At 37.3% G+C, this 17,423-nt stretch carries 26 protein-coding genes; 19 read left to right on the forward strand and 7 right to left on the reverse strand.

Going from position 1 to position 17,423, the window contains the following annotated elements:
- Positions 1-5 precede the first annotated feature (5 nt).
- The 3 genes from PP175_RS27660 to PP175_RS27670 form a co-directional block, all read right to left on the reverse strand.
- Positions 6-2,015, reverse strand: coding sequence for an autotransporter outer membrane beta-barrel domain-containing protein (locus tag PP175_RS27660; protein ID WP_272443430.1), 2,010 nt, complete (start codon positions 2,013-2,015; stop codon positions 6-8).
- Between the two features lie 162 nt (positions 2,016-2,177).
- Positions 2,178-2,438: a hypothetical protein gene (locus PP175_RS27665; protein ID WP_272443431.1), complete on the reverse strand. Its 261-nt coding sequence runs from the start codon at positions 2,436-2,438 to the stop codon at positions 2,178-2,180.
- Positions 2,439-2,588: 150 nt separating this feature from the next.
- Positions 2,589-3,182 carry an SLOG family protein gene (locus tag PP175_RS27670; protein WP_272443432.1) on the reverse strand — a complete coding sequence of 198 codons (594 nt, stop codon included), beginning with the start codon at positions 3,180-3,182 and terminating at the stop codon, positions 2,589-2,591.
- Between the two features lie 172 nt (positions 3,183-3,354).
- On the opposite strand from PP175_RS27670, the gene PP175_RS27675 reads away from it, so the two are divergent.
- From PP175_RS27675 to PP175_RS27755, 17 genes are all read left to right on the forward strand, one after another.
- Positions 3,355-3,567, forward strand: coding sequence for a hypothetical protein (locus PP175_RS27675; protein ID WP_272443433.1), 213 nt, complete (start codon positions 3,355-3,357; stop codon positions 3,565-3,567).
- Between the two features lie 49 nt (positions 3,568-3,616).
- On the forward strand, positions 3,617-4,744 hold the full coding sequence (locus tag PP175_RS27680) for a hypothetical protein (protein WP_272443434.1): 1,128 nt from the start codon (positions 3,617-3,619) through the stop codon (positions 4,742-4,744).
- A 55-nt stretch (positions 4,745-4,799) separates the two neighbouring features.
- Entirely contained in the window at positions 4,800-5,459 is a 660-nt protein-coding gene (locus PP175_RS27685; protein WP_272443436.1) for a helicase HerA domain-containing protein, read from the forward strand.
- A 107-nt stretch (positions 5,460-5,566) separates the two neighbouring features.
- Positions 5,567-5,725: a hypothetical protein gene (locus tag PP175_RS27690; protein WP_272443437.1), complete on the forward strand. Its 159-nt coding sequence runs from the start codon at positions 5,567-5,569 to the stop codon at positions 5,723-5,725.
- 304 nt (positions 5,726-6,029) lie between these two features.
- Complete coding sequence (locus tag PP175_RS27695) at positions 6,030-6,866, forward strand: sugar phosphate isomerase/epimerase family protein (RefSeq protein ID WP_272444252.1); 837 nt, start codon at positions 6,030-6,032, stop codon at positions 6,864-6,866.
- A gap of 218 nt (positions 6,867-7,084) precedes the next feature.
- Positions 7,085-7,273 carry a hypothetical protein gene (locus PP175_RS27700; protein WP_272443438.1) on the forward strand — a complete coding sequence of 63 codons (189 nt, stop codon included), beginning with the start codon at positions 7,085-7,087 and terminating at the stop codon, positions 7,271-7,273.
- Positions 7,270-7,515 carry a hypothetical protein gene (locus tag PP175_RS27705; protein WP_272443439.1) on the forward strand — a complete coding sequence of 82 codons (246 nt, stop codon included), beginning with the start codon at positions 7,270-7,272 and terminating at the stop codon, positions 7,513-7,515. Before PP175_RS27700 ends, PP175_RS27705 begins: the two co-directional genes overlap by 4 nt.
- A gap of 231 nt (positions 7,516-7,746) precedes the next feature.
- Positions 7,747-8,337, forward strand: a complete 591-nt coding sequence (locus tag PP175_RS27710; RefSeq protein WP_272443440.1) for an HD-GYP domain-containing protein — start codon at positions 7,747-7,749, stop codon at positions 8,335-8,337.
- A gap of 70 nt (positions 8,338-8,407) precedes the next feature.
- The gene (locus PP175_RS27715; protein WP_272443441.1) at positions 8,408-8,992 is read left to right on the forward strand and encodes a 5' nucleotidase, NT5C type; all 585 of its coding nucleotides are present in this window, start codon (positions 8,408-8,410) and stop codon (positions 8,990-8,992) included.
- A gap of 96 nt (positions 8,993-9,088) precedes the next feature.
- Positions 9,089-9,664, forward strand: coding sequence for a hypothetical protein (locus tag PP175_RS27720; protein ID WP_272443442.1), 576 nt, complete (start codon positions 9,089-9,091; stop codon positions 9,662-9,664).
- Positions 9,665-9,809: 145 nt separating this feature from the next.
- The gene (locus PP175_RS27725) at positions 9,810-10,385 is read left to right on the forward strand and encodes a hypothetical protein (protein WP_272443443.1); all 576 of its coding nucleotides are present in this window, start codon (positions 9,810-9,812) and stop codon (positions 10,383-10,385) included.
- A gap of 145 nt (positions 10,386-10,530) precedes the next feature.
- Positions 10,531-10,725, forward strand: coding sequence for a hypothetical protein (locus PP175_RS27730; RefSeq protein WP_272443444.1), 195 nt, complete (start codon positions 10,531-10,533; stop codon positions 10,723-10,725).
- A 270-nt stretch (positions 10,726-10,995) separates the two neighbouring features.
- Positions 10,996-11,862 (forward strand): transglycosylase SLT domain-containing protein, encoded by an 867-nt coding sequence (locus tag PP175_RS27735; protein ID WP_272443445.1) that lies wholly within the window; start codon positions 10,996-10,998, stop codon positions 11,860-11,862.
- A gap of 93 nt (positions 11,863-11,955) precedes the next feature.
- Entirely contained in the window at positions 11,956-12,351 is a 396-nt protein-coding gene (locus PP175_RS27740; protein WP_272443446.1) for a hypothetical protein, read from the forward strand.
- A gap of 21 nt (positions 12,352-12,372) precedes the next feature.
- Positions 12,373-12,789 (forward strand): hypothetical protein, encoded by a 417-nt coding sequence (locus tag PP175_RS27745; protein WP_272443447.1) that lies wholly within the window; start codon positions 12,373-12,375, stop codon positions 12,787-12,789.
- A gap of 140 nt (positions 12,790-12,929) precedes the next feature.
- Entirely contained in the window at positions 12,930-13,385 is a 456-nt protein-coding gene (locus tag PP175_RS27750; protein ID WP_272443448.1) for a hypothetical protein, read from the forward strand.
- A gap of 167 nt (positions 13,386-13,552) precedes the next feature.
- Positions 13,553-15,130, forward strand: a complete 1,578-nt coding sequence (locus tag PP175_RS27755; protein ID WP_272443449.1) for an ATP-binding protein — start codon at positions 13,553-13,555, stop codon at positions 15,128-15,130.
- 36 nt (positions 15,131-15,166) lie between these two features.
- Here the strand turns inward: PP175_RS27755 and PP175_RS27760 are convergent, their stop codons facing one another.
- The 4 genes from PP175_RS27760 to PP175_RS27775 all read right to left on the reverse strand — a co-directional run bounded on the left by PP175_RS27760 (position 15,167) and on the right by PP175_RS27775 (position 16,273).
- Positions 15,167-15,337 carry a hypothetical protein gene (locus tag PP175_RS27760; RefSeq protein WP_272443450.1) on the reverse strand — a complete coding sequence of 57 codons (171 nt, stop codon included), beginning with the start codon at positions 15,335-15,337 and terminating at the stop codon, positions 15,167-15,169.
- A 2-nt stretch (positions 15,338-15,339) separates the two neighbouring features.
- Positions 15,340-15,549 (reverse strand): hypothetical protein, encoded by a 210-nt coding sequence (locus PP175_RS27765; RefSeq protein ID WP_272443451.1) that lies wholly within the window; start codon positions 15,547-15,549, stop codon positions 15,340-15,342.
- A 91-nt stretch (positions 15,550-15,640) separates the two neighbouring features.
- On the reverse strand, positions 15,641-15,991 hold the full coding sequence (locus PP175_RS27770; RefSeq protein WP_272443452.1) for a hypothetical protein: 351 nt from the start codon (positions 15,989-15,991) through the stop codon (positions 15,641-15,643).
- Between the two features lie 96 nt (positions 15,992-16,087).
- The gene (locus PP175_RS27775) at positions 16,088-16,273 is read right to left on the reverse strand and encodes a hypothetical protein (protein WP_272443453.1); all 186 of its coding nucleotides are present in this window, start codon (positions 16,271-16,273) and stop codon (positions 16,088-16,090) included.
- Between the two features lie 89 nt (positions 16,274-16,362).
- Between PP175_RS27775 and PP175_RS27780 the strand changes: the two genes are divergently transcribed.
- Positions 16,363-16,869, forward strand: a complete 507-nt coding sequence (locus PP175_RS27780) for a hypothetical protein (protein WP_272443454.1) — start codon at positions 16,363-16,365, stop codon at positions 16,867-16,869.
- 144 nt (positions 16,870-17,013) lie between these two features.
- A complete protein-coding gene (locus tag PP175_RS27785) occupies positions 17,014-17,223 on the forward strand; it encodes a hypothetical protein (RefSeq protein ID WP_272443455.1) in 210 nt (69 codons plus the stop codon).
- The last annotated feature ends 200 nt before the right edge of the window (positions 17,224-17,423 follow it).

The raw sequence follows: 17,423 nt of genomic DNA on the forward strand, positions 1-17,423 counted from the left end.
TACCCTTAATTAACGGTGATGGTTCTTGAGTAGGAAGCTCCACCATAACTTGCGGTGATGGTAAAAGTACCTCTTTGATTTGGTCTCCAGCTTAGATAGAAATAACCATCTGACCTTGTAGTGACTTGGAATGTGCGTGTACCATCCGTTATATTAACAATCGCTCCTCCTTTTGGAGTGAAGTTCAGACCGTACAGATAACCTTGTATACCTGCTGAACCATTAAAGGAAATGCTGTTCGTTGCATAGGTATAGATGGTGTAATCAGAGTGGGCTACGGGTACGGTTGCGCTCGTTGCGCTGATTGTTGTTATGGCTTGACCACTTGGGGTGGCAAGTACAATTGGCGTAGTTCCAAAAGCGGCGGATACATTTCCTGATGAAGCCACTTTTAAGGAAGCGGAAAACGTACCATCTGAACCCGTGGTAACAGAACCCGTTAAGGCTCCAGTAAATACAAGACTCTGTTTGTCTACTGGATTGCCATATTTATCGACAAGTGTACCAGAAACCGTAGCGTTTTGACCAACTGTTAAGGAACTAGGGAGATTGATTGTGGCTTTACTTGCAGAATCGTGAACCACACTAAACGCATTGTTAATACTAAAGCCTGAATCGGCTCCAACAACGCTGATAGAATTGGCTCCCGCTTTGGTTCCCTGAAAATCGAAAGTAAAGTCGCCATTGGTGGTATTGGATGCATTTGAAACCGTTCCATTTTGTGCGGTTTCTTTGATTTGCGTACCATCCATGACATTGTTGCCGTATATATCTTCGGCAACACCTTTAAAGGTTGCAACTTGCCCCGCTACTACGGAAGGTGGATTGGTTACTTTTAGTTGAGCGGTTTGTCCAGGCAAAAAGATTTCGGATAGGGAACCCGTTTGGGTATCTACCGCATCTTTGTAGGTATTATCCTGAACGGTATAAGAGAGGGATACGGTTTCTGCACTATGGTCAGCTAGAGGTGCATTGCCCGTTCCATTTGTGATGGTAACGATATCAGGTGTTGCAAACGCCGAAGCCACTTTTGTATTACCAGCACCCGTTCCTGTTACAGTTAAGGTAGCGTTTGTAGCAGGATTGCCATAGTCATCGGATACATTTACATTGAGCTTTCCACCTTCTGTAACACGTACGGATGCGTTATCGACATTGCCTGAAACATGAGTGGCTTCACCAATGGCGGAGCCTGTCGTGAACAGTGTGGAAATCCCTATCGGGTTTTTCATGACAATATGAATTTTGTTATCAAACGTGTTGGTTTTTGTATCCACCACGTTGCCTACTTGGAATAGAGTCGATAACTTAAAGGTCGATTTTGCTTTTTCCAAAACAGTTTCCTTCTCACCTTGTTGCCAATCTGTTTGTTCACTTTGCATTTGTATTCCTTTGACTTCTTTGTCCAACGAAGCAAATGAGATAACGCCACCGTTTAACAGTGTGACCGTTTGAGCGGTATCATCCACAGCGGTCACCACATCCATCACGGGTAGAGCGATGGATGATTTCCCTTTATCCCCATTATCTTGATGATTTTGCATATCTTTACCGCCTGCGGTCAAGACAATCGCTTGTTGGGTGTACCGTTTGAATACATCATGGGAGATGGTGACTTGGTTGGTGGTCGCATCAAATGTCAGGTCGGATTTAGGGAGGGCAGTAACGGATTTGCCGTCCAGTACATAGGCCTTAACCAATCCATTTTTAAGCATTGCCAATGCCAAATGGTATTCTTTCGAAGTCGGGTCGAGTTGAATAACCACATTGGCATCAGGTCGCACAAACGTTGCTCCCATAGCAGGGGTTACGCTTTTCACAAGTGGAACCACTGTTTTTTTCTGTGCAAGATTCTCTGTGTTTAGTACGTTTGGAGCTACGGGATTGGACACTTCAACGGAAGAGTCTCCACCAAAGTGGTTCTTTTCAATGAGATTATTCGTATTCGATGTTGTGGAGGCAAATACTTGCCCTGTAAACAACGAAGAGGCGAGAATAGTCGTACCCATTAACACTTTAAGAGCTTTTTTGTCCGTTTTTCATTTTTATTTGCCAAAATTTTATTCCTCCTAATTTTTTTGTTGGTGAATTTTATATTATAGATAGGATATTTTTGGTGATTACTTATACAGGGGAGTATGTAGAACGAAGACATAAAAAAATAGCCAGGTTAATGGCTATTTAAGTAAATTTAGTGTACGTTCAGTGACTTTCACTTCATATAGATTATCGAACCAACCTCTTACCGCAAATCCAAAAATCGTGCAAAGAAGCAGGATTAAGAACGAAGCGGGAATAGCGTTTGCCATCGAAGAAAACATCCAGTGTAAAGCATAGAAATGAACGGACATTAATCCTAACAGCATCGCTCTCGATTTAAGTAATTCTTTTTTTGTTAACCGCTTAAAATCAAGCTTCATGTCCTGATAGATTCTCATCAAATTTACGTTCGAGAATCATAGTGTAGCCATAGAACATGCCTAACATAAGGATAAATTGAAGAAGCTGTTCTAAAAAAGAACCTGAAATAAAGAATGTGGGAATAGTAGATAACATTCCTACACCTAACACGATGACGCCTATACTAATTAATAGATACAAAAATCGAAACACCTTGTTTCCTCCTTAATGTGTACCGCTAAACGATTGACGGTTAATTTAAAGGGATGCAGGACAAAAATTGTCCGTTTTTGTTCTTTGGCATATTTCACACAATTTCCAGTTCCGCCATTTGAACCATCCCATACTGCGAAAACCAAATCTGCCTTATCTACCATATATTCGTTTCGTTTTTGCATGAGAGATGGTTTGTAAGGTTCAGTTGAAACATGCGTGACAACATCGGCTTGAAGAAGAATATCCGCATATTGTTTCTTACTCGATTCGTTCCATCGACTTGAATGATTCTTACAGGGAATCGCACATTCAAGCCTAAACTTATCAGAGAATCGTTTGCGCAACTTTAACGCAACTAACGCCCAAATGGTATCGACACCCAATGCCATGCCACTGATTAGCGTGACCACTTCATCTGAAACAAAAGATTGGGTGACATTATCATAACCCGCTTGCGATAAGATGAATTCGCGCATCTTCTTACCAATTGCTAGATTGGTAGGATGACTAACATTATAAGCATTGCCTAATTTATCAGGACGATGCCCTGTTACTGTTATTATCATCGTTTGTACCTCCTTATTTCTTAAGCATTCTTTATCATATTCAAAACAAGCTTCTTTCATTTATAAAAAGAGGTCAGACCCCTATAGCCATCTATAAATATTGACAATAAACAATATAAAAAATTATAATGACTATAAATTAAAAATAAAGTGAGCTAAAGGAGAGATAAGTTTGTACATCGATGATGAAACAGACGGTGAAGAACTCGTTGAAAAAGAAGGGTTAGCCGATAAAGAGAAGGAAAAAAATCTTCATCGGATGCGTAGAGAATCTAGCCAAAAGAAAGCCAAAAAAGAACATGGCGACCGTTTTGAACGAGCCATGCGAAAAAGCCAGGGAAAAAGAAAAAATAGACGATATGAAGAGGACGAGATGGAAGATTAAATCTTCCATTTTGTCATGCTCTCAGAACTATAAATAGACGAGGTGTAAGATGAAAAAATGGCTTACAGGAGGATTGCTCACGGCACTTTTGGTTACTGGAGGCGTTTTCGTTTATTCATACATAAAGCCAGTGTCCGTGACTTCTCAATCTGTCAAACAAACCATTGAGAAGAATCAACAACTAACCAATTATCAGCGTGAACTATCGTTATCTGTTTCCTTCGATGATGTGAAAAAAGGGACGAATACTCCGCTTCGTTTTCAATCAAATCCATCTGTTTTAGTAGTGGATACAACAAGGTCAGGTACGAATGAAGATATTCAGTATGACTTCTCTAGCCACGGTCAGGAATTTAAAGGCGAACACTTGGATAAAAATCATCAATTGGTTGTGAAAAGTCCGATGTATCAACGTTTCATTACCTTTCATTCTTCCCTTCCTCCTGGTTCAGACATAAACAAGAATACCTTCTCCATGATAAGAGGGGTGGCAGAAACCTATCTCAATCATCTTCCTCCTTCCGCAATGCAAGTATCGAAAGATATGGGAGCGAATGAAAAAGGAATCTTGACCGTAAAAGTTGAAGGTCAAAATGAATCCACACATGCTCTGATACAAAATTTAGCTTCAAACGTCATCCAGGATGCATGTGTTCAAAAAATATTAAAAGAAGAAGCTCTTATTAAAAACAAATTGGTAACACCACATAAAACAGAATCTCAAATAGCGGAAGACAGCAATCAACGACTTATTTCTTTCCAACAAAGGTTGTTGAACCTTTTACATCAATCCAAAGTTGATTCGTCGGTATTGACGATGAAAGTGGGCGAGAACGGAATCATCATAGAGCTTACCGCTAAAGTAAGCTTAACCTACAGGAATCCCGATAATCATTCTGCTTTGTCTTATACCGTATATCTTAATGAAGATACTTGGAATGTCGGAAATGCAATCGTGCGGGACGTTTCACTGAATCGCACAAATTCCATTGCTTACGAAGAAATGAATGGAAGTGGTTATCTTAACGATGCGAATCTGCAGAGTGAAGTGAATCCAGGTGCAGAAAAAGGGGAAGTCTATCACGGTATAAAAGAATCGACTTCAACATTAAAAGAACTAGGGAATTTTACACCTGTTTTTCCAAAACCTCTTCAGAAAACACCTGTAAAGAAGTAGAATGAAAAATACAAAAAGGGAAAAATGACTTTCCCCAAAAAGGAGTAGATGGTAAGTGCAAGCAACCAATCTTTCTGTTTTTGAGAATATATTTGAGAACAAAGAGATTTCGATGAAACACATTGCTCTTTTAGGTGAAAAAAATTCAGGAAAAACCGAATTACTTAAACAGATTATCGCTTCTTTTTTGAATTCCAATAAAAAAGTCATGCTTTTACATCCACAAGAAACGTTTCGTTCGCTAACAGACTCCCTAAATGGTGTTTACGTAAATGTAGAGGAGCAACTAAACGCTACTTTATTAAAAGATTCGAGGCTTGTCAGTATCAATACGAAATTACTTGATTTCTCACGTTTGTTAAACTTACTACAAGAAGATAATAGTCAATGGGTCGTTGTGCAAGATAATTTGGATGAACTCGTCTATAACTATGAGCAAAATGAATTTGCTACACAAAAAATAGATTTTCTTCACTATTTGTCTGAGTTTGGTCGGGTATTTGGTGTTTATACCCTGATAGCAGGACAAGAGTTGAAGAAAATCACTGCGATTACTCCTTCCCTTCAAATGATTTTGAACTCCAGAAATCTAATGCTTTTAAAACAGTCACATACATCCTTGAAGCTTCTGCAGAAAATGAAATGGTTAACAGACAGTCAGTGTGCGCAAGTTCAACAGTTAACGAAATATAAGGCGGTTCTGGTTCAAAGATAAGAGAACTAAGGGTTCGGTTGGGATTCCAGCCGAACTTTTTTGTTTTCTTTATCGGGTTTGCGTGTCACAATAGAGGAAGATAAAGGAAGGCGGAGGGAGGCGTTATATTGTCGCTAAAAATCGTGCTGTTTTTCATTATTTTCTTTGTGGTTGCTAGATTAATTAGTATGATAGGTGGAAAATGGAGTCGGCTTGCGAAAACAACAGTGAAACAAGATTTTGTTATCGCTATCGTTTTAACCATTATTGCGTGTCTATTAACCTGATTCGTTTTTTCATTCGGCTACAGGATGAAAGTGATGTTCTATAACATTTTTCATTTAATAGGGGGAAAAGTGCGTTATTCAAATTCCAGGTATAGGACAAATAATTCTGATGTTTTAAGGCTCCCGTAGAGGAGCTTTTTTATTTTGTCGATAGCCCACTCCAAGCAAGGTTTGACTTATTAATTATTACTTTTTGCATATCGTTTAGGAAACCAAAGAAAAGGAGGAGAAAAAATGATATTGGGTAGTAAATCCGCTTTAAAGAAAAGTCAATTAATAGACAGAAAAAAAAGGGGTAAAATTTATTGAGATACAATGCCTTCTTGATGACTTTAATGATATTCAAGCTTCAATGGAAAAGAAACATTGGTTGCGAGAGCTTGGGATGACGATATATGCCCTCCATGTGCCGATGAAAAATAAGCAAGAACAATCCTGTACGTTAGCCGAAACGAATCCGCTACTTCGTAAAGAAAACATGAATCTCATTAAGAAGACGATTATGCTTGCCGATAGATTGTGTGAAGTTGTTAACCCAATCGTAGTGATTCACGCAGGCGGATTAATACAAGAGAGCGAAACGAGTGGTGGGGTTCAGATAAAAAAAGAATCCTTCCAAAATGACCTCATGGAGTTACGGAAGTTCATTCAAGAGCGTTATCCTAAAATCATCCTAGCGGTTGAGAATAACCCAAAAGTAACGGAAGAAAACAAAAAAGAACTTGTGTTCAGATACGGTTATGAAGATGACATAGCTCAATGGGTGAAGGAATTACGAGACCCTAACATTGGTACAGTTCTTGATACGTGTCATGCTATTGGTGTGATAAATTACAACAAACAACATTACCCTCGTTCTGAGTTTGTCTCCATCGAATCCTATTTGGATGCCTATGCATCAACCTTAAAGCTCATTCATCTATCCAACGGCATCAACTTTGTTTCAAAGCGAGAAGAGCAAGGATTACCCTTTCTTGCTACGAATCCAGAGGACATTACCTTTGTGAAAGGTTTGTTTAACTTCCTTAATGAAATCAAGTACAACCATCCGATAACCATTGAAACAGAAGAAGCCGATTATGATAAAGCGTTGAATTTTGTAGAGACCAGAAAAACCATAGTAGAATCATTTAGACGTTAGAAAGAACAGGACAACCCCCTGTTCTTTTTTATGGAGTTTGAAACCAAACTATTTGATTGTACATAGCAATTATAGAACGCTAAAAAATCCGTATAATATAGCAAGTTTAGTAAGAAAGGAGAATAGTAGATTCAGATGGATAAAGGATAAGAAGTATCGAAGGGGCAGGTTTTTAATCAGGTTTATATACTTTTAAAAACAAGGAGAGATTTTTACTTATGATAGCTATGGTGCAGAAATTATTTTTTTACATTGTAGGAATTTTGATTATTGGTTTATTGTTTTCGGGGATTACGTCTTTTATATTGTCGTATCTTCCTTATCTGTTTGCAGGTTTAGTTCTCACCTTACCGATTTACGGAGCTGTGCGGAAGAAAATACAAAAGGAAAAAACATTGCGCTTGTGATGGCATCCATTATTAAAGGATTAAAACCAAGTAAAAAATCTGTTTCTACTTATTTAATTCTTTTGGTTGTGGTAGCTTTCACGTTTGATAAATTAGCGATTGCGTTGTTTCAATCGATTCTTGCAGGCATTATCGCTTTTGTCGTAGCTTTTTGCTTATGGGAATTGGTTCGGTTTACGTTAAAAGTAACAAAAAAAGTTCAATTTCTGTCTTTTGGGGAGGCAGTAAAAGGAGCTTTTTAAGATAGATTAGGCAGGATAGACAAGGGGGATAACACCCCTTGTTTTTTTGTTCAGGTAGGAGGCATTTGACATGGAAGTAATCCTAAAGCGACTTGGGGAAGGAAAATAGTTAAAGTTCTAGGGTATAAAATGATATTTATGAAATATAGGCAATACAGTAATTTAAATAAATATTGACTATAGACTAATATGGTGACATAATTGTTTATACGATGGAGTGGAGGTGTCAAGGTGGACGCATTACAGAAAAGCGTGACATTGTTGTTAAACGGAAGAGAAGAGCTTTCCGCTCACTCTAAAAGAGTCAGTGAGTTAGCGTCCCATTTTGGCATTTCGTTAAGAATGGGCTATCGTGATTTAAATAACTTAAAAATCGGGGCTTTATTGCATGATATTGGAAAAATTGAAATCCCTGAAGATGTTTTATTTAAAGAAGGAAAACTCACAGATGATGAATTTTCACTTATAAAAGAACACCCATTTCGGGGTTATAAATTGTTAACCGCTTCTGCACGTCCTTTCAGCAAAGATATTCTCGATATTGTTCTCGAACATCATGAAAGATTGGATGCGAAAGGCTATCCTTTCAAAAGAGAGGGTCAACAAATTAATCCATTAGCAAAAATTACGTCACTCTGTGATGTATTTGATGCCATAACGCATGCTCGGTGTTACAAAGATGCCTATCAAGTAGATTTTGCCTTGCAACAAATTGAAAGTGGATTAGACAGGCAATTTGATAGGGATTTGGGAAAGAAATTCATAGCTTTTATCAATGAAAAATGGACGGTTTCGCTTAAATCTGACATAGACGCAATATAATACAGTATTACTCGATAAAGGTTCGTTTTAGAATCTTTATCCTACATCGAAGTAGAGACAAGGAGGCGCAATGAAACCACTTCAACTTATATTGGATGCTGATGATGTGTGTGCGGATACGACACAGAAGGCATTAGATTGGTATAACAGGAAAAATCAAACCGATATTAAAATTGAACAAGTATTGGATTGGGATTTAAGCTTAGTCCAAAAACCAGGTACGAATATCGCATCATGTTTTGAACAACCTGGATTTTTTAGAGAACTTCCCGTCAAAGAAATGGCTCCATTTTATATTCAAAAACTCATTGAGGATGGACACAATGTGGTGATTGCTACTTCCTCATCGAAAAATGGGATTATGGATAAAATCGATTGGTTTGAAGAACATTTTCCTTTTATTCCATTCCAAAACATCATCCCCATAACCCGAAAGGATTTGTTAAAAGGCGACATCATGCTAGATGACGCTCCACACAATCTGAAAACATCCCAATGTCGTTATCCTGTGATATTTGATAATTACTGGAATCGCAATACAGAGGGAAGTTATGCGTTTTTGAAGGGCTTGAAACGGATTTACTCATGGAAAGAATTTTATGAGTTTGTCTGCGAAGTTGCCCAAAAGGAAAAACCTGAACTACAAGTTTCATAGGATGCTGTCTACTTTCCCTAATGGGAATGGCACTATACAAATAGGATAATTTGTTAACCAACAAATGACAAACAAAACAAAAGGAGAGAAAGAAAAATGAAAAAAACAGTGATTGCATTAGCACTTGGAGCGGTTATGACATCCGCAGTAACACCAGCGTTCGCAAAAGGTACTCAACAAACGGTACAGATGGTAAGTCCACAATCAACTCCACAGGTTGCAGAACAAACGAGAACAAGCTCACAAAAGTCTCTTCAAAATCAGTCTTTTAGTCACAAAGCTAAGTCTCAAAATCAATTAACACAGAAAATAAAGAAGCTAGCCGACGCATCGGAGAAAAAACACAAACAAAAAAAGCAAGCAGTTAAGAGCCAACAAGATGTACAAGCACATACAAGGCTTTTAAATGTAGCGAAACAATTAGGGATTTCTTCGACAGGTTTAAGTGACAAACAACTTCATAAAAATATCATTACGAAACTTAAAAGTCTGTTTAAAGAAATTTCACCAGGTGTAGGTGTTGATGAAAAAACCGCAACAGGGGATTCCCTAACGGTCAACACTTCTACGGATGCCACCACAACAACTTCTGGTGCAGAACTTACAACGGTTTCTACTGACGAAACGACATCCGTAGACGGCGCTTTAACAAATACAACATCACAATCTTAATCAAAAGCAAAACCATCTGCCTTTTAGGTAGGTGGTTTTTTCGTATAGCGTTTTATGGAATAGATGACCACTGAGCTATCTATAATATAAAACGGTCTTTAATGAACGTAAAAAAAATATTAAAAAAAGGAGAAGTAGATAACATATGAAAAAAACATTGCTTAGTTTAGCCGCAGGAGCCATTCTATTGGCTTCGGCTACCCCTGTATTTGCCCAAGAAATCACCAAAGAAGGTACGGCATCAAAAGGTCAGGTTGAGGTAAATCATCAGCAATCTTGGCATAAACACGCTCAAGAAAAGAAACTCTCACCGCCAGCGAAACATGAACGCTTGATTAAGGTGGCAAATAAGTTGGGGGTTTCGGCAACTGGAAAAACGGATACCGAATTGAAAGAAGCGATTCAAGCTAAGTTTCACGATAAATTGATGGAGAAAGCAAACAAATCAGGAATACAAGCAGCGGGTAAAACAGACAAGCAAGTTAAAGAAGAATTGGCGAAAAAATTTCAATCTGCGAAACATGAAAAGCTCATGAATGCTGCATCGAAAGCAGGTATTCAAACTGCAGGTAAAACCGATAAACAGATTTGGGAAGCCTTAAAAGCGAAATCGCCAGAAAAGTTTACACATCCAAATGGAAAAGATGCAAAAGAACACAAAGTAAAAGCAAACCATGATAAAACACAGAAAACAACTGACAACGAAAACGTGGAAAAATAATGCGTTAGAGCTTTAAAGGACGACTACCGATGGTGGTCGTTTTTTTGTGGGGTAAAACCTTGTACGACATCACTTTTATTGACCATAGTCAAAATCGGATGCTAAACTTGAGTAGAAGTAAGAAATAAAAAAAGGAGGTCTTTTTTTGGAATTTAAAAAAGGCGATTTTGTTTGGTTTACGTATGATACGAAGGAAGTCTATCCAGGTCGGATTGCAGAAATAGATGGCGACGATTACACCGTAGAGATTTGTACGAATAAGAAAAAAAGTTCAGGGAATGAACTTGAACGGGTCAAGGGCAAGGCAAATCAACTGAAAAAACGGTTGATTGGTTTGTAAAAGACCGAACAAATAAATAGTCCATTTTGAATGGTCTACTTTTATAAGGTTTACCTGTAAACGGTCAATGCAAGTTATTTAACGATTCACTATCCTTTTTGCTTTCATTATTAAGCATCATTCATTATATCGATTCATTTATGGGAAAGCCTTGAAATATCAAGGCTTTTTCTATTTGTTAAACGTTGTTGAACTTATGATGCCTGATGCAAGTGTATATAATGAAACAATTTTCTAAAAAGCAATAAAAAAACGGAATACGAGGAGGCCATGATGAAAGACAAAAAAGAAAACACAAAAGACAAGTTACCAACGACCAATCAAGCGAAACAGGTGATAGCGGGTGCAGTTTTGCTATCAATTATGGGGGCAACCTTTATGGCACATGGTGCTTTTGGAGACGTACAGAAACCACCAGTACCAAGCCCAAGTGTGACGGTGTCGTCAAGTTATAATTATGACGCTGTTTCTTTGAATAACGAACAAAAAGACGGCTTATTGGCAAAAGCAGAACAAGAGCTTCAGGCGAAAAAACAAGCGGAAATCGCTAAGAAAAAAGCGGAAGAAGCCAAACGCAAAGCAGAACAAGAGACAAAATCCAAAGCGGAAGCAAAAGCAAGGGCAGAAGCTCAAGCAAAACTTCAAGCAGACAATCTACAATACCGTTCGACTTTATCATCCAGAAGCGATTCAGGACATGGATGGTACAATCCAAATGTTCCGATGCCAAGAGAGCAACAAGCTTTCCTCTATGATAAAGTGAAGGCTCGTGGGTTGGATTTAAAAGATACACTTGCGGTTATTCTACATGAGAGTGGTTTCAACCAAAACCAAATCAGTAGCACAAACGATTATGGATATTTCCAAATCAACATTGTGAATCATGCTGATTTAGCGAGTGAACTTGGAACCCCAAACGCACCACTTGACCCTTATGTCAATATTGAGTGGGGAACATATATGCTTTCTCAACTCTATCAACTATACAAAAGTCAAGGACTTACTGGACAGGCGTTAAAAGACGCTGTTTGGAGTAGTTACAACAAAGGAATTAGTGGTTTTGCCACGACAGGCAAAGCGGTAGAGTATGTACAAGGAACCATGAAAGCCGAAGAAACGGTAAATAGCTGGTTCTAAAAAAATAAAAAGACATTTTTACGCCCAATATTGACTTTAGGCAATTTCGCAACTATAATGGATTATAGATAATGCGACAAAGGGGATGTAGAAATGTCTTTTTCTTATAATGAAAATTTAGTAATGGGTACATGTGTGGAAGCGATGGAAGTGCTTCATTCAATCGATAAAGAAGAAATTTTACGGACGATTCAACTCGTAGCAAAAGAAGAAGTCACAACGGAACGATTACATAAAGAGTTTGTGGATAATTTCAAAGGATTTAAAGTAAATCCTGGAGTAACGGGCGAATATATTAAAAATTATTTTGCGATTGGACTTGAAGGGGTACAAAAAGTATTGGAAAACCTTTCAAAACAACATACGTTGTTAACTGTACACACAAATGGAATTCTCTTTGAAGATGTTTTCTCTTATATCGATGAAATGTTAGACGAAGTGGATTTTGACAATTTGTTTCATCAAGAACGACTGGCTTTGGTTCAATAAGGATTGAAGGAGAGAGAACAAATGATTATTGCAAAAGGTGCAAAAGAATTTAACGGGTATATTGAATACAGTTACGGTTTTGATTCGATTAATCGCTTCATTCATGGGGTGACGGAAGATGATGAAGAAGCAATGTTTGAAAGGGATACCTTTCATTCCCTCGAAGAATTCCTAAACAAGATATCGCAAGAAACTTTGGACAAGATAAAAAAAGAATTTGGTGCGGATAGAGCATGGGTATCGTGCATCTCGTTTAAAGTAAAAAGTGAGGACGGCGATACAAATGCCGATATTTCCTTATTCGAAAATAACAAAGTAAGAGGGATTATCAGCACGAAGATTGATAATAATGATATTACAGCCCGTGCCTTATTAAACATTATGAAAATCAAAGAGATTGCAGATAACACCATAGACGAGTTTCCAATTAAACACTAGCAGAGAACATGAGTATTCCTCATGTTTTTTTGTTGCCCTCCGTTTTTCACGACATCTTATAATATAGCTCCCGCTGTATAAAATGAAAAGAAGCACACAAAACAGGTGAAAAATTTTACTTAAATAAAGGAGAGATAAAAATGGCTCTAACGTTAATAAGTGAACTTAAACTGAAAACAGAAAAAGGGCAAGACGTGACGTTTTATCTTCCTTTTTTAAACGACAATCGGCAACTTCAGTTTAATTTTTGTTCAGCATTTCAAGGGGCTGACTACATCGTTGATGAAGACAAAAAGGCAGTAGAAATCCGACGACGGGATAAATCCACATTCATCTATTTTAGCAAACGAGATGAACAAAAGTTTGACCAGGTTATGCGGGTGAAACAAGAAATCTTAATCGACCTTCGTAGGCTGAATCAAAATTTTAGCACAGGAAAAGAATCCTTATATGCCATTGAGTCAAAAGATGAACGCTATCCTTTTTTGATTACTTCGCCATCAATTATTGATAATGGTCGTTTTTCAATTAAATACAACAAAGCGATTATGTATTATATCAACGATAAGGCGAAAAAAGAAGGGGAAAAACATTGAGATTCATGGATTTGAAGAAATGCTTCATGTGCTTGGTCAAGCCTTAAAGCACACGGATGTAAACAAATACAAAAGTGGCATGTTGGGCAATGAAAAATATTACAGTCTTTCCATTGATGAAATGGTAGAGATTTTGTGAAGTTGTAAATAGGGTGAGGAGTGGAACCATGAAGACGGAATGGATAGAAACACTAAAGGAAAAGTATCACGCAGGAATTAGCAACCTGTTCATGATTACAGGTAATATTGGTGATTATGCCGTTCCTGGAATTATGTTTATGGATTACTTGGTTCAGGAACTTTCCCAATTAGGGATGGAAAAGATAATTACCTATGATTATTCAGCGGGAAGTGTGTATCGTGTTGGAAACGAACTGGAAGAAGGAGAAGAACGGCAGATTGTAAGTGATTGGCTTCAAATGGTAGAAGACTTACAGAACACGGATGGAAAAGTAGCCTACATCATTGAATATCCTGAATTTCTTGTTCCAAACGCCAATAATGGATATATCGAAGAAGACACAAAGAAGCGGTTAATCGACCTTCATAAAGTCATTAACAGTCGGGATTTTTTATTTTCCAACAACATACTGATTTTTGTTACCGAAGTAAAAAGTAGTATTAATAGTATGTTCATTAGTTCCAATGCTCGTACCGTCCCCATTGAAATTGATTACCCAAAAGAGGAAGAACGGTATGCGTTTATCCAACATCTAAAAAGCACCAGTCAAAAGCCCGTACGTTTTCTGATTGACGAAAAGAAATTCGCCAAACTAACGGCTGGACTGTCACGAGTGAATATTGAGGATATTTACTTATTGGCAGAAGACAAAGGTGTTTTAGATAAAGATAGCATTATGGAGCGAAAGAAGGAACTCATTTACAAAGAGTTCGGGGAAATCATTGAAATTTATGACACAGAGGGTTATTCCTTGGATAACTTTGCTGGACAGGAACACATTAAATCCTATCATCGAGAAGTTGTCATTGACCCAATTTTAGAAGGAGATACAACTATTGTTCCAAAAGGACTTTTGTATATGGGTCCTCCAGGGACAGGGAAAACCTATTTTTCCAAGTGCCTTGCAGGTGACGCCAATATTAACTTTGTTGAATTTAAAATGAGTAAAATATTAGGTAAATATGTAAGTGAATCGGAAAGAAATCTGGAGAAAGCCATGAACTGTTTTCGTTCATTGGCTCCCGTAGGTGTTTTTATCGATGAAGTAGACCAGGTTCTTTCAAGGGGAGACAGTGATTCCAATTCAGTCACCAAAAACTTGTTTGGCATGTTCCTTGCCTTTCTGTCCGAGCCTTCCCATCGAGGAAAAATTCTCTGGATTGGGGCAACGAACTATCCGAATAAGTTGGATGAAGCCCTAAAAAGGGCAGGGCGATTCGATAAAAAAATCCCGTTTCTTCCGCCAACTGCAGAAGAGCGCAAAGGAGTTTTTGCGATTCATTTAGCCAAGACGAACTTTCCTTATCACGTCACCGATTATACAATTCTTGCGGATAAGACCGAAAACTATACGCAAGCGGAGATTGAAAATGTCGTAGTCAAAGCTTTAGAAGTAGCGAAACGAAGAAAATCGCAAGCGATAACGGATGAAATCCTTCTTTATGCCATTGATTGTATGATTTCAGCACAAAACGATAACATACAGGAAATGACGGACATTTCGCTAAATGAGTGTAATGATAGAGAATTTTTACCCGTAGAATACCGAAAAAAAACCTCTTAAAAATCTTAAGAGGTTTTTCCTTTTTATATTCATTTCCTATTTCATTTTCTGCCCATTGATATAAAATCCTGTCGGTTTTGTTTGTGCATCCTTGAAAACAATTGTGTAGATTTTATCATTTCTCGTAGCTGTCCATACATCTCCATCTTCTGCAAGAAAATCTGTAGATGTACCTAATTTTAATTTGACTTCATGTTCCCTATCCATCGTTAATTTCTTCTGTTCTTTTCTAAATATAAATCATGAAAGGATAGCTGTTGCTGTTGATGCCTTTGCTGACCTTTAACATATGGGATTGCGTCACCATACTGAATTGCGTGGAAGATAGAAAGATATAGATAGGCAAGCCCACCAAAAACAATAGTTACACCGCCCAGCATTAAAAAAAATAGAAGTAAAAATTTGACGACAATGTTCATTTGCGATAGACCTCCAAATCTCTTTGTTATATTTTTCATCAGAAGAAAAGCCTCTTAAAAAACTTAAGAGGTTTTCATTTTTTCTTTTTTTCTATTTAATTTTTTGTCCATTGATATAAAATCCTGTCGGTTTTGTTTGTGCATCCTCGAAAGTGATTGTGTACATTTTGTCGTTGCTCGTAGCTGTCCACGAATTTCCGTCTTCTGTAAGAATATTTGTAGATGCACCTAATTTAAATTTTACTTCATTTTCCCTATCCATAGTAAATTGTTTAACTTCCAAAGCTGTTTTTGCATAATCATCAACTGCTTTATTCAATTGCTGTTGTTGTTCTTTCTGATATTCTTGAAAGTGTTGATGCGAAGAAAATAATAAATAGGTGAACATCCCTAAACAAATAATTATAACGCCAATAGCTAAAGCAATTTTGCCTTGCTCCATCTGATATACACCCACTCTTTCATTGTAGTATACATATAATTTTATTAATAAAGCCTTTGCATCTTTATTATATTTTTCGCCAAGTATGTATGCTGGTCAGTGAAATTCGACCACCAATTCACATTTTAATGAGGTTTCCACTTTTTCTTTTAACCGTTCGAATTCCTCCATAGTCATATCACTAAAGCTGTGAGCCATCTTCGGTTGGTTTGTAAAGACGGCTCCGTTCGTCTGTACTGATTTTACATAATAGCCTCTATCACTCACCATATAGACTTGCATGGTATTCCTCCTATGTTTTATTGACTAAGTAAGATTATAAAACTAATATATATTATAGTCAATAAATAAGAAAAGGAGGTTTATAGTATATGAATATGGAAGTGATAAAAGCTTTGGCACGTTGCAGAATCATTGAACTCGAAATGGCACAGGATTATGTAGGTGCAACGGAACAAGCATTAGATGAAGCGGTAGAGAAAAAATGGTTGGCAAAAGAGATAGTAAAAGAGAACGGCAAAATTAAACAATACTACACGTTAACCACTAAGGGAGAACAGTTCATCAAAGAAAATCTTCCTGAAATCAAAGAAATCTATCGAGGGTTTATTCTCGAACACGATTTAAATCTCATGGCATTCTATTTGAAACGAAGCAAGAAGGAACAAGATAGCTGGATGACACGAGATGACTTAACGAAAACGTATCAATTCCCTGGAACTGTAGATGGAGCCTTTATCAATAAAGAAGGGGAAAAAGAAGCCGTAGAGGTTATGAGTACAACAGCTAAGCCATCATCTGTGGAAAAAACAGAAGCGTTTGTTCAACATGCAGGGATTACTAAAATGAACTACATTTTATATACACAAGAAAAATAATTGTATTTTATAATCAGTTAGACATGAGAAGGGGAATAGTTTCCCTTACATTTCCGTATAAAAAAATAGCTTGATTATAGAATCATAGCGTTTGAAACATATCGTTTGAAGCATAACGAGACTGTGCTGATAAAGGAGGTTTTTATGCGAATCGAAGAAGCAATTGGGATGGTCGTTGGTTTCATCGTTCTGTATTATTTGACCATTTTTTTAGGTAATGGAATCGAAACCTTTACGGCTATTCATTCACCTTTTAAATATCTTTTAGGATTTATGGCTCTCCCTCTTATCGGTTGTATTTTAATTTTTTGCTATGACAAATTGTTGAGATTCAAAGCAAAAAATCAACAATGAATGAGAAGTCATAAAGAAGAAAGGAGGTAGGATGCATGGATATTTTATTTGGTATGGTTATTCTTATGGTTGGTGTCGTCTTTTTTATTAACGTAAGAAAAGGGAAAAAAGAAGCGGAGGACAGACAGGATAACGACAAATCATAATAATAAAACTGGCACACCTATATTACTAGGTGTGTTTTTTGGTCGTTGAATGGA

The sequence above is a fragment of the Aneurinibacillus sp. Ricciae_BoGa-3 genome, assembly GCF_028421645.1.
GTDB lineage: Bacteria > Bacillota > Bacilli > Aneurinibacillales > Aneurinibacillaceae > Aneurinibacillus_B.